14 protein-coding genes and 1 pseudogene are annotated in these 22,782 nt (G+C 62.0%); 12 read left to right on the top strand and 3 right to left on the bottom strand.

All coding sequences use genetic code 11. From position 1 onward, the window contains the following. Together argS and BFQ01_RS13910 are read right to left on the bottom strand one after the other, a co-directional pair. On the bottom strand, window positions 1–1,737 hold the full coding sequence (argS, locus tag BFQ01_RS13915; protein WP_027605013.1) for an arginine--tRNA ligase: 1,737 nt from the start codon (window positions 1,735–1,737) through the stop codon (window positions 1–3). 110 nt (window positions 1,738–1,847) lie between these two features. Beyond that, on the bottom strand, window positions 1,848–4,067 hold the full coding sequence (locus BFQ01_RS13910; RefSeq protein ID WP_065925715.1) for a primosomal protein N': 2,220 nt from the start codon (window positions 4,065–4,067) through the stop codon (window positions 1,848–1,850). Window positions 4,068–4,297: 230 nt separating this feature from the next. On the opposite strand from BFQ01_RS13910, the gene rpmE reads away from it, so the two are divergent. The 3 genes from rpmE to BFQ01_RS13895 all read left to right on the top strand — a co-directional run bounded on the left by rpmE (window position 4,298) and on the right by BFQ01_RS13895 (window position 6,802). Then, on the top strand, window positions 4,298–4,531 hold the full coding sequence (gene rpmE / locus BFQ01_RS13905) for a 50S ribosomal protein L31 (RefSeq protein ID WP_005784030.1): 234 nt from the start codon (window positions 4,298–4,300) through the stop codon (window positions 4,529–4,531). Between the two features lie 14 nt (window positions 4,532–4,545). After that, window positions 4,546–5,352 (top strand): thermonuclease family protein, encoded by an 807-nt coding sequence (locus BFQ01_RS13900; RefSeq protein ID WP_065925714.1) that lies wholly within the window; start codon window positions 4,546–4,548, stop codon window positions 5,350–5,352. Window positions 5,353–5,533: 181 nt separating this feature from the next. Beyond that, window positions 5,534–6,802, top strand: a complete 1,269-nt coding sequence (locus BFQ01_RS13895) for a malic enzyme-like NAD(P)-binding protein (RefSeq protein ID WP_027605010.1) — start codon at window positions 5,534–5,536, stop codon at window positions 6,800–6,802. Between the two features lie 136 nt (window positions 6,803–6,938). Here the strand turns inward: BFQ01_RS13895 and BFQ01_RS13890 are convergent, their stop codons facing one another. Beyond that, the gene (locus BFQ01_RS13890) at window positions 6,939–9,398 is read right to left on the bottom strand and encodes a penicillin-binding protein 1A (protein ID WP_370671260.1); all 2,460 of its coding nucleotides are present in this window, start codon (window positions 9,396–9,398) and stop codon (window positions 6,939–6,941) included. Between the two features lie 221 nt (window positions 9,399–9,619). On the opposite strand from BFQ01_RS13890, the gene pilM reads away from it, so the two are divergent. From pilM to BFQ01_RS13840, 9 genes and pseudogenes are all read left to right on the top strand, one after another. Beyond that, window positions 9,620–10,276, top strand: coding sequence for a type IV pilus biogenesis protein PilM (gene pilM, locus BFQ01_RS13885; protein ID WP_065925845.1), 657 nt, complete (start codon window positions 9,620–9,622; stop codon window positions 10,274–10,276). Continuing rightward, entirely contained in the window at window positions 10,273–10,824 is a 552-nt protein-coding gene (locus BFQ01_RS13880) for a PilN domain-containing protein (RefSeq protein WP_065925712.1), read from the top strand. Before pilM ends, BFQ01_RS13880 begins: the two co-directional genes overlap by 4 nt. Continuing rightward, window positions 10,821–11,792: a pilus assembly protein PilP gene (locus BFQ01_RS13875; protein ID WP_065925711.1), complete on the top strand. Its 972-nt coding sequence runs from the start codon at window positions 10,821–10,823 to the stop codon at window positions 11,790–11,792. The genes BFQ01_RS13880 and BFQ01_RS13875 overlap by 4 nt, the downstream gene beginning before the upstream one ends. A 138-nt stretch (window positions 11,793–11,930) precedes the next feature. After that, a pseudogene (locus BFQ01_RS13870) lies at window positions 11,931–13,187 on the top strand (type IV pilus secretin PilQ); the annotation flags it as partial. A 4-nt stretch (window positions 13,188–13,191) separates the two neighbouring features. Beyond that, the gene (gene aroK, locus BFQ01_RS13865; RefSeq protein ID WP_003171222.1) at window positions 13,192–13,710 is read left to right on the top strand and encodes a shikimate kinase AroK; all 519 of its coding nucleotides are present in this window, start codon (window positions 13,192–13,194) and stop codon (window positions 13,708–13,710) included. 123 nt (window positions 13,711–13,833) lie between these two features. Continuing rightward, entirely contained in the window at window positions 13,834–14,934 is a 1,101-nt protein-coding gene (gene aroB / locus BFQ01_RS13860; protein WP_027605004.1) for a 3-dehydroquinate synthase, read from the top strand. Window positions 14,935–14,944: 10 nt separating this feature from the next. Next, window positions 14,945–16,489, top strand: coding sequence for an SPOR domain-containing protein (locus tag BFQ01_RS13855; RefSeq protein ID WP_065925709.1), 1,545 nt, complete (start codon window positions 14,945–14,947; stop codon window positions 16,487–16,489). A gap of 351 nt (window positions 16,490–16,840) precedes the next feature. Continuing rightward, window positions 16,841–21,286: a glutamate synthase large subunit gene (gltB, locus tag BFQ01_RS13845; RefSeq protein ID WP_065925708.1), complete on the top strand. Its 4,446-nt coding sequence runs from the start codon at window positions 16,841–16,843 to the stop codon at window positions 21,284–21,286. A gap of 32 nt (window positions 21,287–21,318) precedes the next feature. Then, a complete protein-coding gene (locus tag BFQ01_RS13840) occupies window positions 21,319–22,737 on the top strand; it encodes an FAD-dependent oxidoreductase (protein WP_053140574.1) in 1,419 nt (472 codons plus the stop codon). Window positions 22,738–22,782 lie beyond the last annotated feature (45 nt).

Genomic DNA, 22,782 nt, shown 5'->3' with positions numbered 1-22,782 from the left:
TTACATACGCTCCAGAGTTTCCAGGCCCAACAGTTCCAGGCCTTGCTTGAGGGTCCGTCCAGCCAGTGCGGCGAGGCGCAGGCGACTTTGCTTCTGGGCTTCGTCGTCGGCGGTGAGGATCGGGCAGTTCTCGTAGAAGCTGGAGAACAACCCGGCGACTTCGTACAGGTAGGTGCACAGGATATGCGGCGTGCCTTTCTCGCCGACGCTGTTCAGCACTTCGCCGAACTGCGCGAGCTTGGCGGCCAGCTCCTGTTCATGGGGCGCGTCCAGCACGATCCGGCCTTCGACTTCGCTGAAGTCCTTGCCCAGCTTTCGGAACACACCGGCCACGCGGGTGTAGGCGTACAGCAGGTACGGCGCGGTGTTGCCCTCGAAGTTGAGCATCAGTTCGAAGTTGAAGCTGTAGTCGCTGGTGCGGTGCTTGGACAGGTCGGCGTATTTCACCGCGCCAATACCCACCACGCGGGCAATATTGCGCAGGTCGGCCTCCGCCAACTCCGGGTTCTTTTCCTTCACCAGGTTGTAGGCGCGGTCCTGGGCTTCGTTGAGCAGGTCGATCAGCTTGACGGTGCCGCCGTCGCGGGTCTTGAACGGGCGGCCATCGGCGCCGTTCATGGTGCCGAAGCCCATGTGCTCCATGTGCATCGGATGGGTGACGAAACCGGCGCGACGTGCCACTTCGAACACCTGTTGGAAGTGCAGGGCCTGGCGCTGGTCGACGAAATACAGCGCACGGTCGGCCTTGAGCACGCCACTACGGTAGCGCACGGCCGCGAGGTCGGTGGTGGCGTAGAGGTAGCCGCCATCGGCCTTGACGATGATCACCGGCAGCGGCTCGCCGTCGGCGGTCTTGAATTCTTCGAGGAACACGCACTGCGCGCCGTTGCTCTCCACCAACAGGCCCTTGGCCTTGAGGTCGTTGACCACGTTGATCAGGTCGTCGTTGTAGGCGCTTTCGCCCATTACATCGGCCATGGTCAGCTTGACGTTGAGCAGCTCGTAGATTTCCTGGCAGTGGGACAGCGAGATCTCGCGGAAGCGGCCCCACAGTTCCAGGCATTCCTTGTCGCCGGCTTGCAGCTTGACCACCAGGCCGCGGGCGCGGTCGGCGAACTCTTCGGATTCGTCGAAACGCTTCTTGGCGGCGCGGTAGAAGTTCTCCAGGTCCGACAGCTCGTTGCTGGTGATCGGGTTTTCCTGCAGGTAGGCCATCAGCATGCCGAACTGGGTGCCCCAGTCGCCCACGTGGTTCTGGCGGATCACGGTGTCGCCGAGAAACTCCAGTACCCGGGCCACGCCGTCGCCGATGATGGTCGAGCGCAGGTGACCGACATGCATCTCCTTGGCCAGGTTGGGTGCCGACAGGTCGATGGCCACGCGCTGAGCCGGGCCGGCCTTGCGTACGCCGATCCTGGCGTCGGCCAGTGCCGCATCCAGGCGTGAAGCCAGGGCCTGGGTGTTCTGGAAGAAGTTGATAAAGCCCGGGCCGGCGATTTCGGCCTTGGTAACGCTCTCGTCGGCAGGCAGCGCGGCGATGATTTTTTCCGCCAGGTCGCGCGGTTTCATGCCGGCCGGCTTGGACAGCATCATCGCGATGTTGCTGGCGAAGTCGCCGTGGGTCTTGTCGCGGGTGTTTTCCACCTGGATCGCCGGCGTCAGGCCTTCAGGCAACACACCTTCGTTGACGAGTTGGGTGAGGGCTTGTTGGATCAGCTGGCGAATGGTGTCTTTCATGGTGTTCTCTTTCGACCGCAAGCGGCGGCGCGCGATGCGCAGGTGGAAAAACTGGGCATTATCCGTGGCGAGGGCGGGCTTGCCAACCTTCGCAGGACCTATGGCCAGGCTTAATACAAATCTACCGGGTCTACATCCACCGACCATCGCACCTGGCGGCCACTGGGCATTTGCTCCAGCGCAAGTAACCAGCTACTTAATAGCCGATGCAGCGGTGCGCGGGACGTGGCCTGCAAGAGTAGCTGGGCACGATAACGCCCGGCACGACGCTCCATGGGCGCGGGTACCGGTCCTAGCAGTTCGATGCCGCTCAGCCCCAGCTCGCCGAGCAAGCGTTCGGCGGCGCTGCAGGCTTCATCCAGAAAACCCTCGGCCTGCCCTGGTTTATGGGCTTCGGCGCGCAACAGCGCCAGGTGCGCAAAGGGCGGCAGGCCGGCGGAGCGACGTTCGCTCAGCGCCTGTTCGGCGAAGGCAAAGTAGCCTTGTTCGGTCAGTTGAATCAGCAGCGGATGGTCGGCCAGGTGGGTCTGGATAATCACCTTGCCCGGCTCTTCGGCACGCCCGGCGCGGCCGGCGACCTGCACGATCAACTGCGCCATGCGCTCGCTGGCGCGGAAGTCGCCGGAGAACAGGCCGCCGTCGGCATCCAGGATCGACACCAGGGTCACCCGTGGGAAGTGGTGCCCTTTGGCGAGCATCTGTGTACCCACGAGGATGCACGGCTGGCCCTTCTGGATGGTGGCGAACAGTTGGTTCATCGCGTCCTTGCGCGAGGTGCTGTCGCGGTCGACCCGCAAAACCGGGTAGTCCGGGAACAGAATCCCCAGGCGCTCCTCGGCGCGCTCGGTGCCTGCACCCACCGGGCGCAGGTCGACCTTGCCGCACTGCGGGCAATGGCGCGGTACACGTTCCACATGGCCGCAATGGTGGCAACGTAGTTCGCCATGGCGCTGGTGCACGGTCATGCGCGCATCGCAACGCTCGCACTCGGACATCCAGCCGCAGTCATGGCACAGCAGCGTCGGTGCAAAGCCTCGGCGGTTGAGAAACACCAAGACCTGCTGGCCGGCCGCCAGGGTCTGGCCGATGGCTTGTTGCATCGGCCCGGAAATGCCGCTGTCCAGCGGCCGGCTTTTTACGTCCAGGCGCAGGAAACGGGGTTGCTTGGCGCCGCCGGCGCGCTCGTTCAGGCGCAGCAGCCCGTAACGACCGGTGTAGGCATTGTGCAGGCTTTCCAGGGAGGGTGTGGCCGAGCCCAGCACAATCGGGATGTCTTCCTGGCGTGCGCGCACCAGCGCCAGGTCGCGGGCGTGGTAGCGCAGGCCTTCCTGTTGCTTATAGGAGCCGTCGTGTTCCTCGTCGATGATGATCAGCCCGGGGTTTTTCATCGGCGTGAACAGCGCCGAGCGGGTGCCGATAATAATGTCGGCTTCGCCATCCCGCGCCGCCAGCCACGACTCCAGGCGCTCACGGTCATTGACCGCCGAATGCACCAGGGCGATGCGCGCATTGAAACGCTGTTCGAAGCGCGCCAGGGTCTGCGGGCCCAGGTTGATCTCGGGGATCAGCACCAGTGCCTGTTTGCCGGCCTGCAGGGTTTCGCGGATCAGCTGCAAATAGACTTCGGTCTTGCCGCTGCCGGTGACGCCCGCCAGCAGGAACGCATGGAAGCTGTCGAAACCTGCGCGAATCGCTTCATAGGCGGCGCGTTGTTCAGGGTTCAGCGGCAGTTCGGGCTGGGCCAGCCAGTGTTCGTGGCGCGGGTCGGGGGCGTGCCTGCGGATTTCCACCTGCACCAAGTCCTTGGCCAGCAACAGGTCGAGGCTGTCCTTGCTCAGCATCAGCTTGCTCAATAGCTGATGGGCGACGCCATGGGGGTGCTGGGCCAGGGTTGCCAGGGCTTCACGCTGGCGCGGGGCGCGGGCGATGCGTGGGTCGTCGAGGCGTGCGCCGGGCACCGTCGACCAGAAGCGTTCCTGGCGCGTTTCGGCCAGTTCACCCTGGCGCAACAGCACCGGCAGTGCCCAGCTCAACGTGTCACCGAGGCTGTGCTGGTAATACTGGGCGGTCCACAGGCACAGCTTGAACAGCGCGGGCGGCAACGGCGGCGTGGCATCGAGCATGGCGATGGCCGGCTTGAGCTTCTCGGCCGGCACTTCACTGTGGTCGGCGACTTCCACCAAGATGCCGATCATCTCTCGACGGCCAAACGGCACGCGCACGCGCATGCCCGGCTGCAACTGCGCACGCAGCACACCGGCCGGGGCTCGGTAGTCGAACAGGCGGCGCAGGGGCGAGGGCAGGGCTAGGCGCAAAATGGCGTCGGGCACGCGAGAGGTCTCATCTATAAAGGCAGGCGGTGGCGCAGGGGCGGGAGCCTAGCAGACCGGGGGAGGCTTGGGGTAGCCGCCAGTTTTCTGATGAAAGGTGCTTTTATGTTGACACGCGATGGGTGTCGCCGCTTGCGCGTTTAAAAAGGTCTGGTAGAATCCGCGGCCTAATTACGTGCGGTATTCGACAATAGTGTCGAGTGGCGGCACGCTAGCCCGAGGAAGTCACCATGAAAGCCGATATCCATCCAGCGTACGAAACCATCGAAGTGACCTGCAGCTGCGGCAACAAGTTCGAAACTCGCTCGAACCTGTGCAAGCCACTGGGTACTGACGTATGCAACGAGTGCCACCCGTTCTACACCGGTAAGCAGAAAACTCTGGACACCGGCGGCCGTGTACAGCGCTTCGCAGATCGCTTTGGTGCTTTCGGCAAGAAGCCTGCTGCTACTCCAGCAGAGTAAGGCTCAAAAGCCTTATGGGCTTTTGCCAGCTGTTGAAAAAGGCGTCCCTTGCGGGCGCCTTTTTTGTGCCTGTAATTTGGGTGACGGCCGTGCAGGCCGAGGTATTCTGCCCGGCGCCGACGGCCCTGGCCCGCGTGGAAGTGCAGCGGGTGGTGGATGGCGACACGGTGCGCCTCAAGGATGGCCGCAGTGTGCGGATGATCGGTATCAATGCCCCGGAAACAGGCAAGAAGGGGCGCGCCGACGAGCCTTTCGCGGTCGCCGCGCGTCAACGCCTGCAGGCATTGGTGGGTGCCAGCGGTGGTCGTGTCGGCCTGGTGCCGGGGCGTGAGCGCAAGGATCATTACGGTCGCACCCTGGCCCACCTCTATGGTGCCGACGGCGGGAACCTGGAGGCGCAACTGTTGGCCGAGGGCCTGGGGTTCCAGGTTGGCGTGGCGCCGAATGTCGATCTCGTCGCCTGTCAGCAGGCGGCTGAAAACAGCGCCCGTAGCGCGCGCCTGGGCCTGTGGCGCCAATCGCCGATACAGTCTGTGGCGCAGCTCAAGCGCTCCGGGTTTGCCGTGGTCAGTGGCCGGGTCAGCCAGGTAAAGCGCAATCGCGGCGGTATCTGGATTGAAATGCAGGGATCATTGGTATTACGTGTCTCGCCTGCTCTGGTCAGTCAATTCGACGCTGTCGGGCTCAATGGTCTGCAAGGCCGCACTGTTGAGGCGCGGGGCTGGGTACAGGATCGCTCGCGACGTGGCGGGCTGAAAAAAGGTCAGGCGCGCTGGCTTCTGCCGTTGACCGATCCAAGCATGCTCAAATCGACGCACTGAGAAAAAATTGTAGACATTTTTTAAGTCGATTGTGAACAGTTGAGCCCTTGTATCCCGTGGCTCTTGGCCGAAAGTCTTAGTGCAGGGCCCTTGACACCTGTGACTGCCCAGTCTTGTAGGGACTTTACGACACGAGTATCCTCGGCGGTCCGTCGACCAACAGTAAAAGCGGAATGCCGATATGTCTGATTTGAAAACTGCCGCTCTCGAATATCATGCCCATCCTCGTCCAGGAAAGCTGAGTGTAGAGCTCACCAAAGCCACCGCCACCGCCCGCGACCTGTCGCTGGCCTACAGCCCTGGCGTGGCCGAGCCCGTACGTGAAATCGCCCGCGACCCCGAACTGGCGTACAAGTACACCGGCAAAGGCAACCTGGTTGCAGTGATTTCCGATGGCACCGCGATTCTCGGCCTGGGTAACCTCGGCCCACTGGCCTCCAAGCCAGTCATGGAAGGTAAGGGCGTGCTGTTCAAGCGCTTCGCCGGCATCGACGTTTTCGATATCGAAGTCGATTCCGAGAGCCCGCAGGCTTTCATCGACACGGTCAAGCGCATCTCCATCACCTTCGGTGGCATCAACCTGGAAGACATCAAGGCACCTGAGTGCTTCGAGATCGAAAAGGCCCTGATCGAGCAGTGCGACATTCCGGTATTCCACGATGACCAGCACGGCACCGCGATCGTCACCGCGGCCGGCATGATCAACGCCCTGGAAATCGCCGGCAAGACCCTGGCTGACGCCAAGATCGTCTGCCTGGGCGCCGGCGCTGCGGCCATCTCCTGCATGAAGCTGATCGTCAGCATGGGCGCCAAGCTGGAAAACATCTATATGGTCGACAGCAAGGGCGTGATCCAGTCCGAGCGTACCGACCTGAACCAGTACAAGGCGATGTTTGCCCACCCGTCCTCCAAGCGTACCCTGGCTGACGCCCTGAACGGTGCCGACGTGTTCGTCGGCCTGTCCGGCCCGAACCTGCTGAGCGCTGAAGGCCTGAAGTCCATGGCGGCCAACCCGATCGTGTTCGCCTGCTCCAACCCTGATCCGGAAATCGCCCCGGAACTGGCCCACGCCACCCGCGACGACGTGATCATGGCCACCGGTCGTTCGGACTACCCGAACCAGGTCAACAACGTATTGGGCTTCCCGTTCATCTTCCGTGGTGCCCTGGACGTTCGCGCCAAGCGCATCAACGAAGAGATGAAAGTGGCTGCCGCCAACGCCCTGCGTGAACTGGCCAAGCTGCCGGTGCCTCAGGATGTGTGCGACGCCTACGGTGGCGCCAAGCTGGAATTCGGTCGTGAGTACATCATCCCGAAACCAATGGATAAGCGCCTGATCACCCTGATCTCCGATGCCGTGGCCAAGGCCGCGATCGAGACCGGTGTGGCCACCCTGCCGTATCCGAAAAACTACCCGCTGCAAAGCGTGGATGATGTGTTCAACGGCTAAGCCGTAGACCCATAAAAAAACCCGGCTCAGAACGCCGGGTTTTTTTATGGGGAAGTTTCAAGCTGCAAGCGGCAAGTTCAAGAGCGGCACATCGCAGTTCTTAACTTGCCGCTTGTAGCTGACAGCTTGCCGCTCTCTAAAAGAGATCGATCGGCGCCGCCTCATCCGCCGGCAGCGGGCTGCCCGGTACGATGCCGTTGCCCAGCTCATTGACCGACGGCGGAGTGTCTTCGCTCTTGAACAGTTCGAAATACGCATTCGGCGTGCTCGGCGAGGCCGCACGGCCACTGATCGGGTCGATCCGCAGGCTGAGGATGCCTTCCGGCTCCGGTTGGGTGTGCAGCGGCTTGTCTTTCAGGGCGGCGCCCATGTAGCTCATCCAGATCGGCAGCGCGACGGTGCCGCCGAACTCGCGGCGGCCAAGGCTTTCCGGCTGGTCGTAGCCGGTCCACACGGTGGTCACGTAGTCGGCGTTATAGCCGGAGAACCAGGCGTCCTTGGATTCGTTGGTGGTACCAGTCTTGCCCGCGATATCTGCGCGGCCCAAGGCCAGGGCGCGACGGCCGGTACCCTTCTTGATTACGTCTTCGAGGATGCTGTTGAGGATATAGGTGGTACGGCCATCCACAATGCGCTCGGCCACGGCGGGTGCCTGCGGTTCGGTTGCAGCGGGGGTGGTGGCTGGCGCGGTTCCTGGAGTCGGCTCGATGGTGATGCCGCCATTGCCTGGCGCCGCCAGGCCATCCGTCGCAGCGATGCCGTTGACCACATCACCCGGCACACGTGGTGGGTTGGCGGTGAACAGGGTGTCGCCGTTGCGGCTTTCGATCTTGTCGATCAGGTACGGCGCGATCTTGTAGCCGCCGTTGGCAAAGGTGCTCCAGCCAGTGGCGATTTCCATCGGCGTGAGGGTCGCGGTACCCAAGGCCAGGGACAGGTTCGGCGGCAGGTCCGACTTGTTGAAGCCAAAGCGCGTGATGTAGTCGATGGTCTTGCCTACACCCATCGCCTGAAGCAAGCGGATCGACACCAGGTTGCGCGACTTGTACAGCGCCTCGCGGATACGGATCGGGCCGAGGAAGGTGTTGGTGTCGTTCTTGGGGCGCCAGACTTTATCCAGGTACTCGTCGACGAACACGATGGGTGCATCGTTGACCAGGCTGGCGGCGGTGTAGCCGTTATCCAGGGCGGCGCTGTAGATGAACGGCTTGAAGCTCGAGCCTGGCTGGCGCTTGGCCTGGGTGGCCCGGTTGTAGTTGCTCTGCTCGAACGCGAAGCCACCCACCAGGGCGCGGATTGCACCGTTCTGCGGGTCCAGCGATACCAGTGCGCCCTGGGCCAGCGGCACTTGGCTGAATTTCAGGCTGTCGTCCTTCTGGCGTTGCACGCGGATCAGGTCACCCACTTGCGCGACATCCGACGGTTGCTTCGGCATCGGGCCCATGCTGTTGGTGTTCAGGAACGGGCGTGCCCATTTCATGCTGTCCCAGGCCACGTGGGCTTCGCCGGTGCGGGTCAGTACCTGCACGCCATCTTTCTTCACCTGGGTGACGATGGCCGGTTCCAGGCCGCTGATCGCACGCTGTTTGCCCAGCTCGGCCGTCCAGGCGCTCAGGGTCTTGCCTGGCAGGCGCGACTCAGGGCCTCGGTAGCCGTGGCGCTGGTCGTAGGTGATCAGGCCGGAATGCACGGAGTCATTGGCGATGTCCTGCAAGTCGCTCGGAACCGTCGTGGTCACGCGGAAGCCTTCGGTGTAGGCCTCGCTGCCGTAACGACCGACCATCTCCGCACGCGCCATTTCAGCGATATACGGGGCATTCACCTCCGGCGTCGGCACGTGGTAGCTGGCGTTCAACGGCTCGGCCACCGCACTTTCATAGGCGGCCTGGTCGATCTTGCCCAGCTTGTACATGCGCCCCAGGATCCAGTCGCGGCGCTCTTTGCTGCGCGCCGGGTTGGCCAGGGGGTTGAAGCGCGAAGGGGCCTTGGGCAGGCCGGCAATCATGGCCATCTGCGCCAGGCTGGCGTCACGAATCGACTTGCCGTAGTAGACCTGCGAGGCCGCTTCGATCCCGTAGGCACGGTTGCCCAGGTAGATCTTGTTGACGTACAGCTCGAGGATCTCGTCCTTGGTCAGCTGACGTTCGATCTGCAATGCCAGCAGGATTTCAGTGGCTTTGCGCGAAAAACTGCGCTCGCTGGTGAGGAAGAAGTTCTTCGCCACCTGCATGGTGATGGTGCTGCCGCCGGATTGAATGTGTCCGCTTTTTACCAGTTGTGTGGCCGCACGCACCAGGCTGCTGGGGTCGACGCCATAGTGGTTGGCAAAATTATCGTCTTCGGCCGACAGCAATGCGCTGATGAAATTAGGTGGAATGTCGGCAAAACGGATCGGTGTGCGGCGCATTTCGCCGAACTCCGCGATCAGCTTTTCATCGCTGCTGTAGACCCGCAAAGGAATCTGCAACTGGATACTTCTGAGGGCCTCTACGGAGGGTAAACCCGGACTAAGGTAGAGGTAGGCCCCGCTGAGTACGAGCAGCAGCCCGCAGACGATCGCGACAATGGAGTACCCGAAAAACTTCAGCAGACGGATCAAGGCTTTTGGATTTCCAGAGAAAAGAATGGGTTACGCGTCGGGGCATGCATGGCAAACGATGGATCGACCCGAGCTGCAGATAAAAAGCGGGGAAAAACGCTGGGCATTAAAGCATTTTTCGCCTTGGGGCGTCATTCGCGTCGGCTCAACAAGTCGACCGAATGCAGGGCTTCCGGCGGCAATCAGGCGTTAAGACAGGCAAAGCTTTGGGGAGTTTTATGGGAAAGGGATTTTTCAGGCGCAAAGTCGACACCGTCCTTGGCGTCGACATCAATGAGGCAGGGATCAAGTTGGTAGAGCTGAGCTGTTCAGCCAACCGTTACACCGTGCAGGGCTACGCCACACAGGCGCTGCCGGCCCAGGCGGTAGTCGACGGCGTCTGGCTGGACCTGGAAGGCATAGGCCATGCGCTGTACATGGCGCTCTCCCGGCTGCGCACGTCAGCCAGGCAGGCGGCAGTCGCCGTTTCCGGTCCTTCGGTCATTACACGGGTCATCGAAATGCAGGCGGGGCTTGGCGACGACGAAATGGCCCGGAGGATCCAGGTGGAGGCAGAGCAATACATTCCCTACCCACTGGACGAGGTGGCGCTGGACTTTCAGGTCCAGGGGCCGTCGACGCAGGATTCCGCGCAGGTCGAGGTGTTGCTGGCGGCGTGTCTGAAGGAGCACGTCGAGGTTCGTGAAGCCGTGTTGGCCCTGGCGGGGCTGGTGCCCAGGGTGGTGGATGTCGAAGGGTTTGCATTGGCGCGCGCTTGCCGTCAGGATTTCGCCAGCTTCACGCCGGGTCATCGAGTCGATGGTGCCCAGTGGATCGTGGATGCCCCTGGGATGGGAGTCGCTTGCGGGTTGGCCCTGAGGAGTTTCGCTGGATGACACGAATCAATCTTTTGCCTTGGCGCCAGGCGCTGGTTGAGCGGCGGCGTAAATATTTCCTGATACTGCTGGTGGCGTTTGCCTGTGTGGCGCTCGCGACGGTGTGGCTGGCGGACCAGGTGATCGACCAGGCGATCGACCGGCAGGTGACGCGAAACGATCATGTGCGCAAGGACGTCGGCGTCCTGGACTCGCGTATCGAGACCATTGATGACCTCCAGGTGCAAAGCCAGCAACTGGCGGAGCGGATGAAAGTCGTGCAGGACCTGCACGATAATCGCTCCGCCGGTGCACAGCTGCTGGATCAGTTGGCCCGTGCGGTGCCCGACGGTGTGCATTTGCATGAGGTCGTGGCGAAAGGCGATACGGTGAGTATCAGCGGCAGTGCTGAATCCAGCCAGGATATTGCCCAACTGATGCGTCGCCTGGAGGCATCCGAAGGCGCCCACGCCACTCGCCTGCAGCATGTACGAACCGAAGGCGCTCGCGGCAACACTGAATTCCAGTTGATGGTGGGCCAGGGAGAGTCTTCCGAGGCCCAGCCATGAGCCGGTCCTGGCTCGAATTTTCCGCGCTGACTCACAATGCTGCCAAATGGCCCTTACCTGGCAGGATCTTGCTGGGCTGCGCGCTGGCCGGCGTAGTGATGCTGTTGGGCGACCTTGTGTACCTCAGCCCGTCGCGGGAGCGCTTGCGCGAGGTCGAGGTGCAGGAAGTGGGCTTGCAGCAGCAACTCGCGGAAAAGGCCGTCCTGGCTGCCGATCTTGAAGAGCGGGCTCGCCAGGTCCAGCTTATGCAGGAGAAGGTCGGCAGGCTTTTGCAGCAAATGCCCGAAGAGTCCGAAATGCCCGGCTTTCTTGAGGACATCGCCAGGATGGCGCTGGCCAACGGTTTGGTGATTGAGAGCGTCACTCCGCTGGATAAGCTGTCTAGGCCGTTCTATCACGAACAGCCCGTTCGCATCGGCGCCACCGGTACCTATCACGACCTGGCGACGTTTGTGAGTGCCCTGGGCGGCCTTTCGCGAATCGCCACGGCGCACGATATTGCCATGCGACGTGACGGCAAACTGCTGCACCTTGATCTGCTGGCCAAGACTTATTGGCATGAGCGACAAGGCATCAAGCGGGACGCGGCTGTCATGCAAAGGCAACCCTTTGTATACGGTGCTTCTGGTATTCGCGATCCGTTCCAGCCCATTGCCCTGCAAGTCGACCGCGCGCCAGGGCGGACGGCCGCTGCGCCGGACCTCGCTCGCCCGCGGGAAGCCTTGGAAGGCCACCCAGTGGATCAGTTCGAGATGGTCGGCACGTTGTCCCGTGGGGCGCAGACCTTCGCCTTGCTGCGCCAGGCCTCAACCGTGCACCGCCTGGCAGTCGGCGACTATCTGGGTCCGGATCATGGTCGAGTTACAGCGATTCATGACGGCCATATCGAACTGGTCGAGTTATTTCCCGATGAACAGGGGGGATGGCTGGAGCGTCCGCGAACCCTCGTGCTAAACGTCAACTCATAACGGAATCAAACAATGAAAAGGACTTTCTCGTCCTTCGGTGTCGCGCTATGGATAGCGTTCACGGCACCGATGGCTGCTGCTGTGCCCAATCGTGTGGACCTGATCCAGCTACCGCCTCCCGGCAGCGCGGGTTCGGGCGCCTATAGCGGTGAAAAGCTGAACCTCAACTTCCAGGACATCGGACTGCGTGCTGCCTTGCAGCAAATCGCCGACGTGGCGGGCCTCAATCTGGTGGTCGGCGATGACGTACAGGGCTCTATCACCCTGCGGCTCAAAGGCGTGCCCTGGGATCAGGCGCTGGACCTGGTGCTGCAAACCAAAGGCTTGGATAAACGGATAAAGGCTGGTGTCCTGCTGGTGGCGCCGGCCGAGGAGTTGGCTGCACGGGAACTGCTGGCGCTGGAATCGCGCAAGCAGATGGCTGACCTGGCGCCGCTGCGCCGTGAGCTACTGCAAGTCAACCACGCCAAGGCGGCAGACCTGGCCAAGCTGTTTCAGTCGGTGAGCGGCTTTGAAGGCACGACCGATGAGCGTGGTTCAGTGGCAGTGGATGACCGCACCAATAACATCATTGCCTTCCAGACCGGCGAGCGCCTGGAAGAGTTGCGGCGGATCGTGGCGCAACTGGATGTGCCGGTGCGCCAGGTGATGATCGAAGCGCGTATTGTCGAGGCCAATGTCGACTACGACAAAAGCCTGGGCGCGCACTGGGGTGGGCGGCTCAATCGCGGGAATTGGGCTGCCGGGGGGATCCAGAAGCCTTTGCCGGACGGTGCCCAGGCGCCGGAAAACGTGCCCGGCTCGCCATTTGTCGACCTGGGTTCACTCACTGGTACCTCGGGCCTGGGCATCGCCTTTATCACCGATAACCTCCTGCTGGACCTGGAACTGACCGCCATGGAGAAAACCGGCAATGGCGAAATCGTCTCGCAGCCCAAGGTGGTCACTTCCGACAAGGAAACCGCGCGCATTCTGAAGGGCACCGAAATTCCCTATCAGGAATCCACCTCTCAAGGTGCTACCTCGGTGTCGTTCAAGGAGGCGTCCCTGTCGTTGGAGGTCACGCCGCAGATCACCCCCGATGACCATGTGATCATGGTGGTCAAGGTCACCAAGGATGAGCCCGACTATCTCAACAAACTCAACGACGTACCGCCGATCAAGAAAAACGAGGTGAATGCCAAGGTGCTGGTCAAGGATGGCGAGACCATCGTCATCGGCGGGGTTTTCTCCAATACCCAAAGCAAAGTGGTAGATAAAGTGCCATTTTTGGGCGATGTGCCGTATCTTGGCCGCCTTTTCCGGCGCGATGTGCTGGCGGAGAAAAAATCCGAGCTGCTGGTATTCCTGACTCCGCGTATTATGAATAACCAGGCGATTGCTGTGAGTCGTTGATTCTGTGCGAAATTTGATTCTTGTAGGACCGATGGGGGCTGGAAAAAGCACCATCGGCCGATTGCTGGCCAAAGAGCTGCGCCTGCCATTCAAAGATTCCGACAAGGAAATTGAATTGCGCACGGGTGCCAATATCCCATGGATCTTCGATAAGGAAGGCGAGCTGGGCTTTCGCGACCGCGAGCAGGCGATGATTGCCGAGCTGTGCGGCTGCGATGGCGTGGTATTGGCCACCGGCGGCGGCGCGGTGATGCGCGATGAAAATCGGCGGGCGCTGCATGCCGGTGGTCGGGTGGTCTATCTGCATGCGTCGGTCGAGCAGCAGGTGGGGCGTACCGCCCGTGATCGCAATCGTCCTTTGCTGCGCACGGCGAACCCGGAAAAAACCTTGCGCGACCTGCTCGCGCTGCGCGATCCGCTGTATCGGGAAATCGCCGATCTGGTGGTGGAAACCGATGAGCGGCCGCCTAGGATGGTGGTTCTCGACATTCTCGAGCGCCTGCAACGGCTGCCACCCCGTTAAAGCCAGGCCCGAAATGCGCTATTCTCGGCGGCGCGCTATCACCCTGCGGGGTGTGGCGTAGCCATCAGGCAACGTCAGATCTCGACGTTACCGGTCGTCAATACATCTTCAACGCGGGGACACATGCAGACACTTAAGGTCGATCTAGGCGAGCGCAGCTACCCGATCCATATTGGCGAAGGTCTGCTGGACCAGCCCGAATTGCTGGCCCCGCACATTGCCGGGCGGCAGGTGGCAATCATCTCCAACGAGACGGTCGCGCCGCTGTATCTTGAGCGTCTGAGCCGCAGCCTGGCGGCGTACTCAGTGATCTCCGTGATTCTGCCCGATGGCGAAGCCCACAAGAACTGGGAAACCCTGCAACTGATCTTTGATGGCCTGCTGACCGCACGCCATGACCGCCGAACCACCGTGATTGCCCTGGGCGGCGGTGTGATCGGCGACATGGCCGGCTTTGCGGCGGCCTGCTACCAGCGCGGCGTGGACTTTATCCAGGTGCCGACCACCCTGTTGTCCCAGGTCGATTCGTCGGTGGGCGGCAAGACCGGTATCAACCACCCCCTGGGCAAAAATATGGTTGGCGCGTTCTACCAACCCCAGGCCGTGCTGATCGACACCGCGACCCTCAACACCTTGCCACCGCGGGAACTGTCGGCGGGCCTGGCGGAAGTCATCAAGTACGGGTTGATCTGCGACGAACCCTTCCTGGCCTGGCTGGAAGAACATGTGGACGCCCTGCGCGCACTCGACCAGGTTGCGCTCACCGAGGCGATTTCCCGCTCCTGCGCCGCCAAGGCGCTGGTGGTGAATGCCGACGAGCGGGAGTCCGGTGTGCGGGCCACCTTGAACCTGGGCCACACCTTCGGCCATGCGATCGAAACGCACATGGGCTATGGTGTGTGGTTGCATGGGGAGGCCGTAGCGGCTGGCACAGTGATGGCATTGGAAATGTCGCAACGTCTGGGCTGGATCAGCGCCCAGGAGCGGGATCGCGGCATCCGCCTGTTCCAGCGTGCCGGTTTGCCGGTTATCCCGCCGGAAGAGATGACTGAGGCGGACTTCCTCGAACATATGGCGATAGACAAGAAAGTGATCGACGGTCGCCTGCGACTGGTGCTGTTGCGCCATATGGGCGAAGCGGTAGTGACCGACGATTATCCGAAAGAGATTTTACAGGCCACGCTGGGAGCGGATTACCGCGCCCTGGCTCAGCTGAAAGGTTAATAAGATCCCGATGACTAGTTTGCATGCCGACGAGGCGTTCCTCGGCCATTACCAGTTAAGCCACGACCCTTTTGCTCCACGGGTGCCTGGTTTCAAATTTTTCCCGGCCCAGCGCAAGCCGGTGCTGGGGCAACTGCACCATCTCGCGCGCTACAGCCAGCTGCTGCTGGTTGTCACGGGCCCGTTGGGCAGCGGCAAGACCTTGCTGCGCCAGGCCCTGGTGGCCAGTACCAACAAACAGTCCGTACAGAGCGTGGTGGTATCTGCCCGTGGCGCCGGTGATGCGGCGGGCGTGCTGCGTCAGGTAGCCCAGGCGCTGGATGTGGCCACTGCCGAGCCGAATGCGATCCTCAAGCAGGTGGTGCAACTGGGTCTGACCGGCCAGGAAGTCTACCTGCTGGTGGATGACGCCGAGCAGCTCGACGAGTCCGCCCTGGAAGCGCTGTTGGCGCTGGCGGCGGGCACGCCGGAAGGTCGCCCCCATGTGTTCCTGTTCGGTGAATCGTCGTTGATCGCCGATCTGGAGCAGATCAGCGGTGATCAGGAGCTGTTCCACGTTATCGAACTGCAACCGTACGAAGAGGACGAAACCCGGGAATACCTGGCTCAACGCCTCGAAGGCGCAGGGCAGGGCATCGAACTTTTCTCCGCTGCGCAGATCTCTGATATTCACGAAAGCTCCGACGGCTGGCCTGGCACCATCAACCAGGTCGCCCGCGATGCCATGATCGAAGCCATGATTGCCAGCCGCTCTGCGGTCAAGCGTCCAAAGATGGGGTTCACTATGCCTAAGAAGCACGTATTGGCAATTTCCGCCGTTGTCGTGGTTGCTGTTGCCGCCGCCTGGTTGATTCCGGGTCGCAGCAAGGCGCCGACCACCGCCGGTGCGCCAACCGAACAGGCGCAGTTGCCACTGGGCAAGCCCACGCCGAATGTCGAGTTCGCCAATTCCGGTCAGCCGACCAACCTGCCGATGGTGGGCCAGCCGGTGATGCGTGGCCCGCTCGCGGAAGAAGCCGGTGGTATCTCCGAAGGCGACGACGGTGTGCCGGTGGAAGGCTCCAGCGCCACACCGCCGACCGTGACCACTACTGCGCCACCTGCGGGCGTTCCCGCAGGTACGCCAGCGACCCCTGTGGCGCCAGCCGCCAAGCCGACCCCGGCACCGACCGTTGCCACTGCCAAGCCCGCGGCGCCAGTGGCGAAGCCGGCTCCGGCGCCAGCCGCCAAACCGGCTGAAAAGCCGGCAGCCACCGTCGCCAAGGCCGGCAGCAGTTGGTACAGCAGCCAGCCCACCGGCAACTTCGTCGTGCAGATCCTCGGCACCAGCTCCGAAGCGAACGCCCAGGCGTTCGTGAAAGAGCAGGGCGGCGAATACCGTTATTTCAAGAAAGTGCTCAACGGCAAGCCTCTCTACGTGATCACCTACGGCAGTTTCCCAAGCCGTGCCGCAGCTGATTCCGCCATCAAAGCCTTGCCAGCGAAGGTTCAGGCTGGTAAACCTTGGGCTCGCACTGTCGCCAGCGTTCAACAAGAACTGGCAGCAACTCGCTGAAGATCCGGCGGCCTTACCCAGGCCGCCCTCCCGGCACCTCAAAAAAGATCGCAAGGCGTGCAGCCCCTCCAGGCCGCGCGCTTTGTGGTGTCTGCGTTACAGTAGCTTTTGAGTCGTAGCGGTCAGAATTAAAAAAGTTTTGACTAGCACAGCATATCGCTTTAAACCTTTCATAAATGCGACATAGATTTGCGACATTTCGTCGCTAAATTTGTGAGCGTCTGTGTCGGTGTGTACAATGACCTCCCTTTTGCCCCCGCTAAGCCGGCGTACGTTCGGCGTGGAAGGTAACCGGTTGAATTGAAAAGAAATTTGCCTCGATATAAGAGGCAGCCTGGTGAGAAAGTGTCTATGAAAGCAGGTCTGTACCAACCCGATGAATTCAAGGATAACTGCGGTTTCGGCCTGATAGCCCATATGCAGGGCGAGCCCAGTCATACCCTTTTGCAAACGGCCATCGAGGCCCTGACCTGCATGACCCACCGCGGTGGGATCAACGCCGACGGCAAGACCGGTGACGGTTGCGGCTTGCTGATTCAAAAGCCCGACCAGTTCCTGCGCGCGGTCGCCAAGGAGCATTTCGCGGTCGACCTGCCCAAGCAGTACGCCGTGGGCATGGTATTTTTCAACCAGGACCCGGTCAAAGCCGAAGCCGCTCGCGAGAACATGAACCGCGAGATCATCGCTGCCGGCCTGCAGCTGGTGGGCTGGCGTAAAGTGCCGATCGACACCAGCGTGCTCGGCCGCCTGGCCCTGGAGCGCCTGCCGCAGATCGAACAAGTGTTCATCGCAGGCGACGGCCTGAGCGACCAGGATATGGCGATCAAGCTGTTCACCTCCCGTCGTCGCTCGTCCGTGGCCAACGCCGCCGATGTCGACCACTACATCTGCAGCTTTTCCCACAAGACCATCATTTATAAAGGCCTGATGATGCCGGCGGACTTGACCGCCTTCTATCCAGACCTGAGCGATGAGCGCCTCCAAACCGCCATTTGCGTGTTCCACCAGCGCTTCTCCACCAACACCCTGCCGAAATGGCCGCTGGCCCAGCCATTCCGCTTCCTCGCCCACAACGGCGAGATCAACACCATCACCGGCAACCGCAACTGGGCCGTGGCCCGTCGCACCAAGTTCGCCAACGATTTGATGGACCTGGAAGAGCTCGGCCCACTGGTCAACCGCGTGGGCTCCGACTCCTCCAGCATGGACAACATGCTCGAGCTGATGGTCACCGGCGGCATCGACCTGTTCCGTGGCGTGCGTATGATCATTCCGCCTGCGTGGCAGAACGTCGAGACCATGGACCCGGATCTGCGTGCATTCTACGAGTACAACTCGATGCACATGGAGCCGTGGGACGGCCCGGCCGGTGTGGTCATGACCGACGGTCGCTACGCGGTGTGCCTGCTCGACCGTAACGGTCTGCGCCCGGCCCGCTGGGTCACGACCACCAACGGTTTCATCACCCTGGCGTCGGAAATCGGCGTGTGGAACTACAAGCCGCAAGACGTTATCGCCAAGGGCCGTGTAGGCCCTGGCCAGATCCTCGCCGTGGACACCGAAACCGGCCAGATCCTCGACACCGATGCCATCGACAACCGCTTGAAGTCCCGTCACCCGTACAAGCAATGGCTGCGCAAGAACGCCCTGCGCATCCAGGCGACCATGGAAGACAACGACCACGGTTCGGCGTTCTACGACATCGACCAGCTCAAGCAGTACATGAAGATGTACCAGGTCACGTTCGAAGAGCGCGACCAGGTCCTGCGCCCGCTCGGCGAGCAGGGCTACGAGGCGGTCGGCTCCATGGGCGATGACACGCCGATGGCCGTGCTGTCCCAGCGCGTGCGCACGCCGTATGACTATTTCCGCCAGCAGTTCGCCCAGGTGACCAACCCACCGATCGACCCGCTGCGCGAAGCCATCGTGATGTCCCTGGAAGTGTGCCTCGGTGCCGAGCGCAACATCTTCCAGGAGTCGCCTGAGCACGCCTCCCGCGTGATCCTCAGCTCGCCGGTCGTTTCCCCGGCCAAGTGGCGTTCGCTGATGACCCTGGAGCGGCCGGGTTTCGACCGCCAGATCATCGACCTGAACTACGACGAGAGCCTCGGCCTTGAAGCCGCTGTGCGCAACGTCGCCGACCAGGCCGAAGAAGCCGTGCGCGCCGGGCGTACCCAGATCGTGCTGACCGACCGTCATATCGCTCCAGGCAAATTGCCGATCCACGCGTCTCTGGCCACCGGCGCGGTGCACCACCGCCTGACCGAAAAAGGCCTGCGCTGCGACTCCAACATCCTCGTGGAAACCGCCACCGCCCGCGACCCGCACCACTTTGCGGTGTTGATCGGCTTCGGCGCCTCGGCGGTGTACCCTTTCCTCGCTTATGAAGTGCTGGGTGACCTGATCCGTACCGGTGAAGTACTGGGCGACCTCTACGAGGTGTTCAAGAACTACCGCAAGGGCATTACCAAGGGCCTGCTGAAGATCCTGTCGAAGATGGGCATCTCCACCGTCACCTCCTACCGTGGCGCGCAGCTGTTCGAAGCCATCGGCCTGTCGGAAGAAGTTTGCGAGCTGAGCTTCCGTGGCGTGCCGAGCCGCATCAAGGGTGCGCGTTTCGTCGACATCGAAGCCGAACAGAAAGCCCTGGCCGCCGAAGCCTGGAGCGCGCGCAAGCCGATCCAGCAAGGTGGCCTGCTCAAGTTCGTGCACGGTGGCGAATACCACGCCTACAACCCGGACGTGGTGAGTACCCTGCAAGCCGCCGTGCAGCAGGGCGACTACGCCAAGTTCAAGGAATACACCGCGCTGGTGGATAACCGCCCGGTGTCGATGATCCGCGACCTGTTCAAGGTGAAGACCCTGGATACGCCGCTGGCCATCAGCGAAATCGAACCGCTGGAATCGATCCTCAAGCGCTTCGACTCTGCCGGTATTTCCCTGGGCGCCTTGTCGCCTGAGGCCCACGAAGCCCTGGCCGAAGCCATGAACCGCCTGGGCGCGCGTTCCAACTCCGGTGAAGGCGGTGAAGACCCGGCGCGCTACGGCACCATCAAGAGCTCGAAAATCAAGCAGGTTGCCACTGGCCGTTTCGGTGTGACCCCGGAATACCTGGTCAACGCCGAAGTGCTGCAGATCAAGGTGGCCCAGGGCGCCAAGCCCGGTGAGGGCGGCCAACTGCCGGGCGGCAAGGTCAATGGCCTGATCGCCAAGCTGCGTTATGCGGTACCGGGCGTGACCCTGATCTCGCCGCCGCCGCACCACGACATCTACTCGATTGAAGACTTGTCGCAGCTGATTTTCGACCTGAAGCAAGTCAACCCGCAGGCCCTGGTCTCGGTGAAACTGGTCGCAGAAGCGGGCGTCGGTACCATCGCCGCCGGCGTGGCCAAGGCCTATGCCGACCTGATCACCATCTCCGGCTACGACGGCGGCACCGGCGCATCGCCGCTGACCTCGATCAAGTACGCCGGCGCGCCGTGGGAACTCGGCCTGGCGGAAACCCACCAGACCCTGCGCGGCAACGACCTGCGCGGCAAAGTGCGGGTGCAGACCGACGGCGGCCTGAAGACCGGCCTCGACGTGATCAAGGCCGCCATCCTCGGCGCCGAGAGCTTCGGTTTCGGTACCGCGCCGATGATCGCCCTGGGCTGCAAATACCTGCGCATCTGCCACCTGAACAACTGCGCCACCGGCGTCGCCACTCAAAACGAAAAGCTGCGCAAGGATCACTACATCGGCACCGTCGACATGGTGGTGAACTTCTTCACCTACGTCGCCGAAGAAACCCGTGAGTGGCTGGCCAAGCTCGGCGTACGTTCCCTGGAAGAGCTGATCGGACGCACCGATCTGCTGGACATCCTCGAAGGCCAGACCGCCAAGCAACAGCACCTGGACCTGACGCCGTTGTTGGGCAGCGATCACATCCCGGCAGACAAGCCACAATTCTGCCAGGTGGATCGCAACCCGCCGTTCGACAAGGGCCTGCTGGCCGAGAAAATGGTCGAGATGGCCGGTTCCTCGATCAGCGATGCCAGCGGTGGCGAATTCGCCCTGGATATCTGCAACTGCGACCGTTCCATCGGCGCACGCATCTCCGGCGAAATCGCACGCAAGCATGGCAACCAGGGCATGGCGAAAGCGCCAATCACCTTCCGCTTCAAGGGCACTGCGGGCCAGAGCTTCGGCGTCTGGAACGCCGGCGGCCTGCACATGTACCTGGAAGGCGACGCCAACGACTACGTAGGCAAGGGCATGACCGGCGGCAAGCTGGTCATCGTTCCGCCCAAAGGTAGCGTCTACAAGACCCAGGACAGTGCCATCATCGGCAACACCTGCCTGTACGGTGCCACCGGTGGCAAGCTGTTCGCCGCCGGTACGGCCGGTGAGCGTTTCGCCGTGCGTAACTCCGGTGCCCACACCGTGGTGGAAGGCACTGGCGATCACTGCTGCGAGTACATGACCGGGGGCTTTGTCGCGGTATTGGGCAAGACCGGTTACAACTTCGGTTCGGGCATGACCGGCGGTTTCGCCTACGTGCTCGACCAGGACAACACCTTCGTCGACAAGGTCAACCACGAGTTGGTCGAGATCCAGCGGATCAGCGGCGAAGCCATGGAATCCTACCGGAACCACTTGCAGCACGTGCTGGACGAGTACGTCGAGGAGACCGGCAGCGAATGGGGGCGTAACCTCGCCGAAAACCTCGATGATTACCTGCGTCGTTTCTGGCTGGTCAAGCCCAAGGCTGCCAACCTGAAATCGTTGCTTTCCAGCATCCGTGCCAACCCGCAGTGATATGCGCCTGAAGAGTTTGATGAGGTTTTAACATGGCTGAACGTCTGAATAACGACTTCCAGTTCATCGATGTCGGGCGCAAAGATCCGAAGAAGAAACTGTTGCGTCAACGCAAGAAAGAGTTCGTGGAAATCTACGAGCCCTTCAAACCCCAGCATTCGGCCGATCAGGCCCACCGCTGCCTGGGTTGCGGTAACCCGTATTGCGAATGGAAGTGCCCGGTGCACAACTTCATTCCCAACTGGCTCAAGCTGGTGGCCGAGGGCAACATCCTCGCCGCCGCCGAGCTGTCCCACCAGACCAACACCCTGCCGGAAGTTTGCGGCCGGGTGTGCCCGCAGGACCGCCTGTGCGAGGGTGCCTGCACCCTGAACGACGGCTTCGGCGCGGTGACCATCGGTTCGGTGGAGAAGTACATCACCGATACCGCGTTCGCCATGGGCTGGCGTCCGGACATGTCCAAGGTAAAGCCGACCGGCAAGCGTGTCGCGATCATCGGTGCGGGCCCGGCGGGCCTGGGCTGTGCCGACGTGCTGGTGCGCGGCGGCGTGACCCCGGTGGTGTTCGACAAGAACCCGGAAATCGGCGGCCTGCTGACCTTCGGCATCCCCGAGTTCAAGCTGGAAAAGACCGTGTTGAGCAATCGCCGCGAAGTCTTCACCGGCATGGGCATCGAGTTCCGCCTGAACACGGAGATCGGCAAAGACGTGACCATGGAGCAACTGCTCGAAGAATACGATGCGGTGTTCATGGGCATGGGCACCTACACCTACATGAAGGGCGGCTTTGCCGGTGAGGACCTGCCGGGCGTTTACGACGCGTTGGACTTCCTGATCGCCAACGTCAACCGCAATCTGGGCTTTGAAAAGTCGCCGGAAGATTTCGTCGACATGAAAGGCAAGAAGGTCGTGGTCCTCGGCGGCGGCGACACCGCGATGGACTGCAACCGTACCTCGATCCGCCAGGGCGCCAAGTCGGTGACCTGTGCGTATCGCCGTGACGAAGCCAACATGCCCGGCTCGCGCAAAGAGGTGAAGAACGCCAAGGAAGAAGGCGTGAAATTCCTCTACAACCGCCAGCCGATCGCCATCGTCGGTGAAGACCGCGTCGAAGGCGTGAAGGTGGTCGAGACCCGTCTCGGCGAACCGGACGCCCGTGGCCGCCGCAGCCCCGAGCCGATCCCGGGCTCCGAAGAGATCATCCCGGCCGACGCCGTGGTCATCGCTTTCGGTTTCCGCCCAAGCCCGGCGCCGTGGTTCGAGCAGTTCGAGATCCAGACCGACAGCCAGGGCCGCGTTGTCGCCCCGGAACAAGGCCAGTACAAGCACCAGACCAGCAACCCGAAAATCTTCGCCGGTGGCGACATGGTGCGCGGCTCTGACTTGGTGGTGACGGCGATCTTCGAAGGCCGCAATGCCGCCGAAGGGATCCTGGACTACCTGCAAGTCTGACCCTGATCCCAGGTTGAAAGGGGATCAAACTGTGGGAGGGGGCTT

This window comes from Pseudomonas sp. 8 R 14 (assembly GCF_900005955.1).
Taxonomy (GTDB): domain Bacteria; phylum Pseudomonadota; class Gammaproteobacteria; order Pseudomonadales; family Pseudomonadaceae; genus Aquipseudomonas; species Aquipseudomonas marginalis.
Note: the sequence above shows the minus strand (reverse complement) of the source record. Positions and strands in the feature narration are given on the sequence as shown.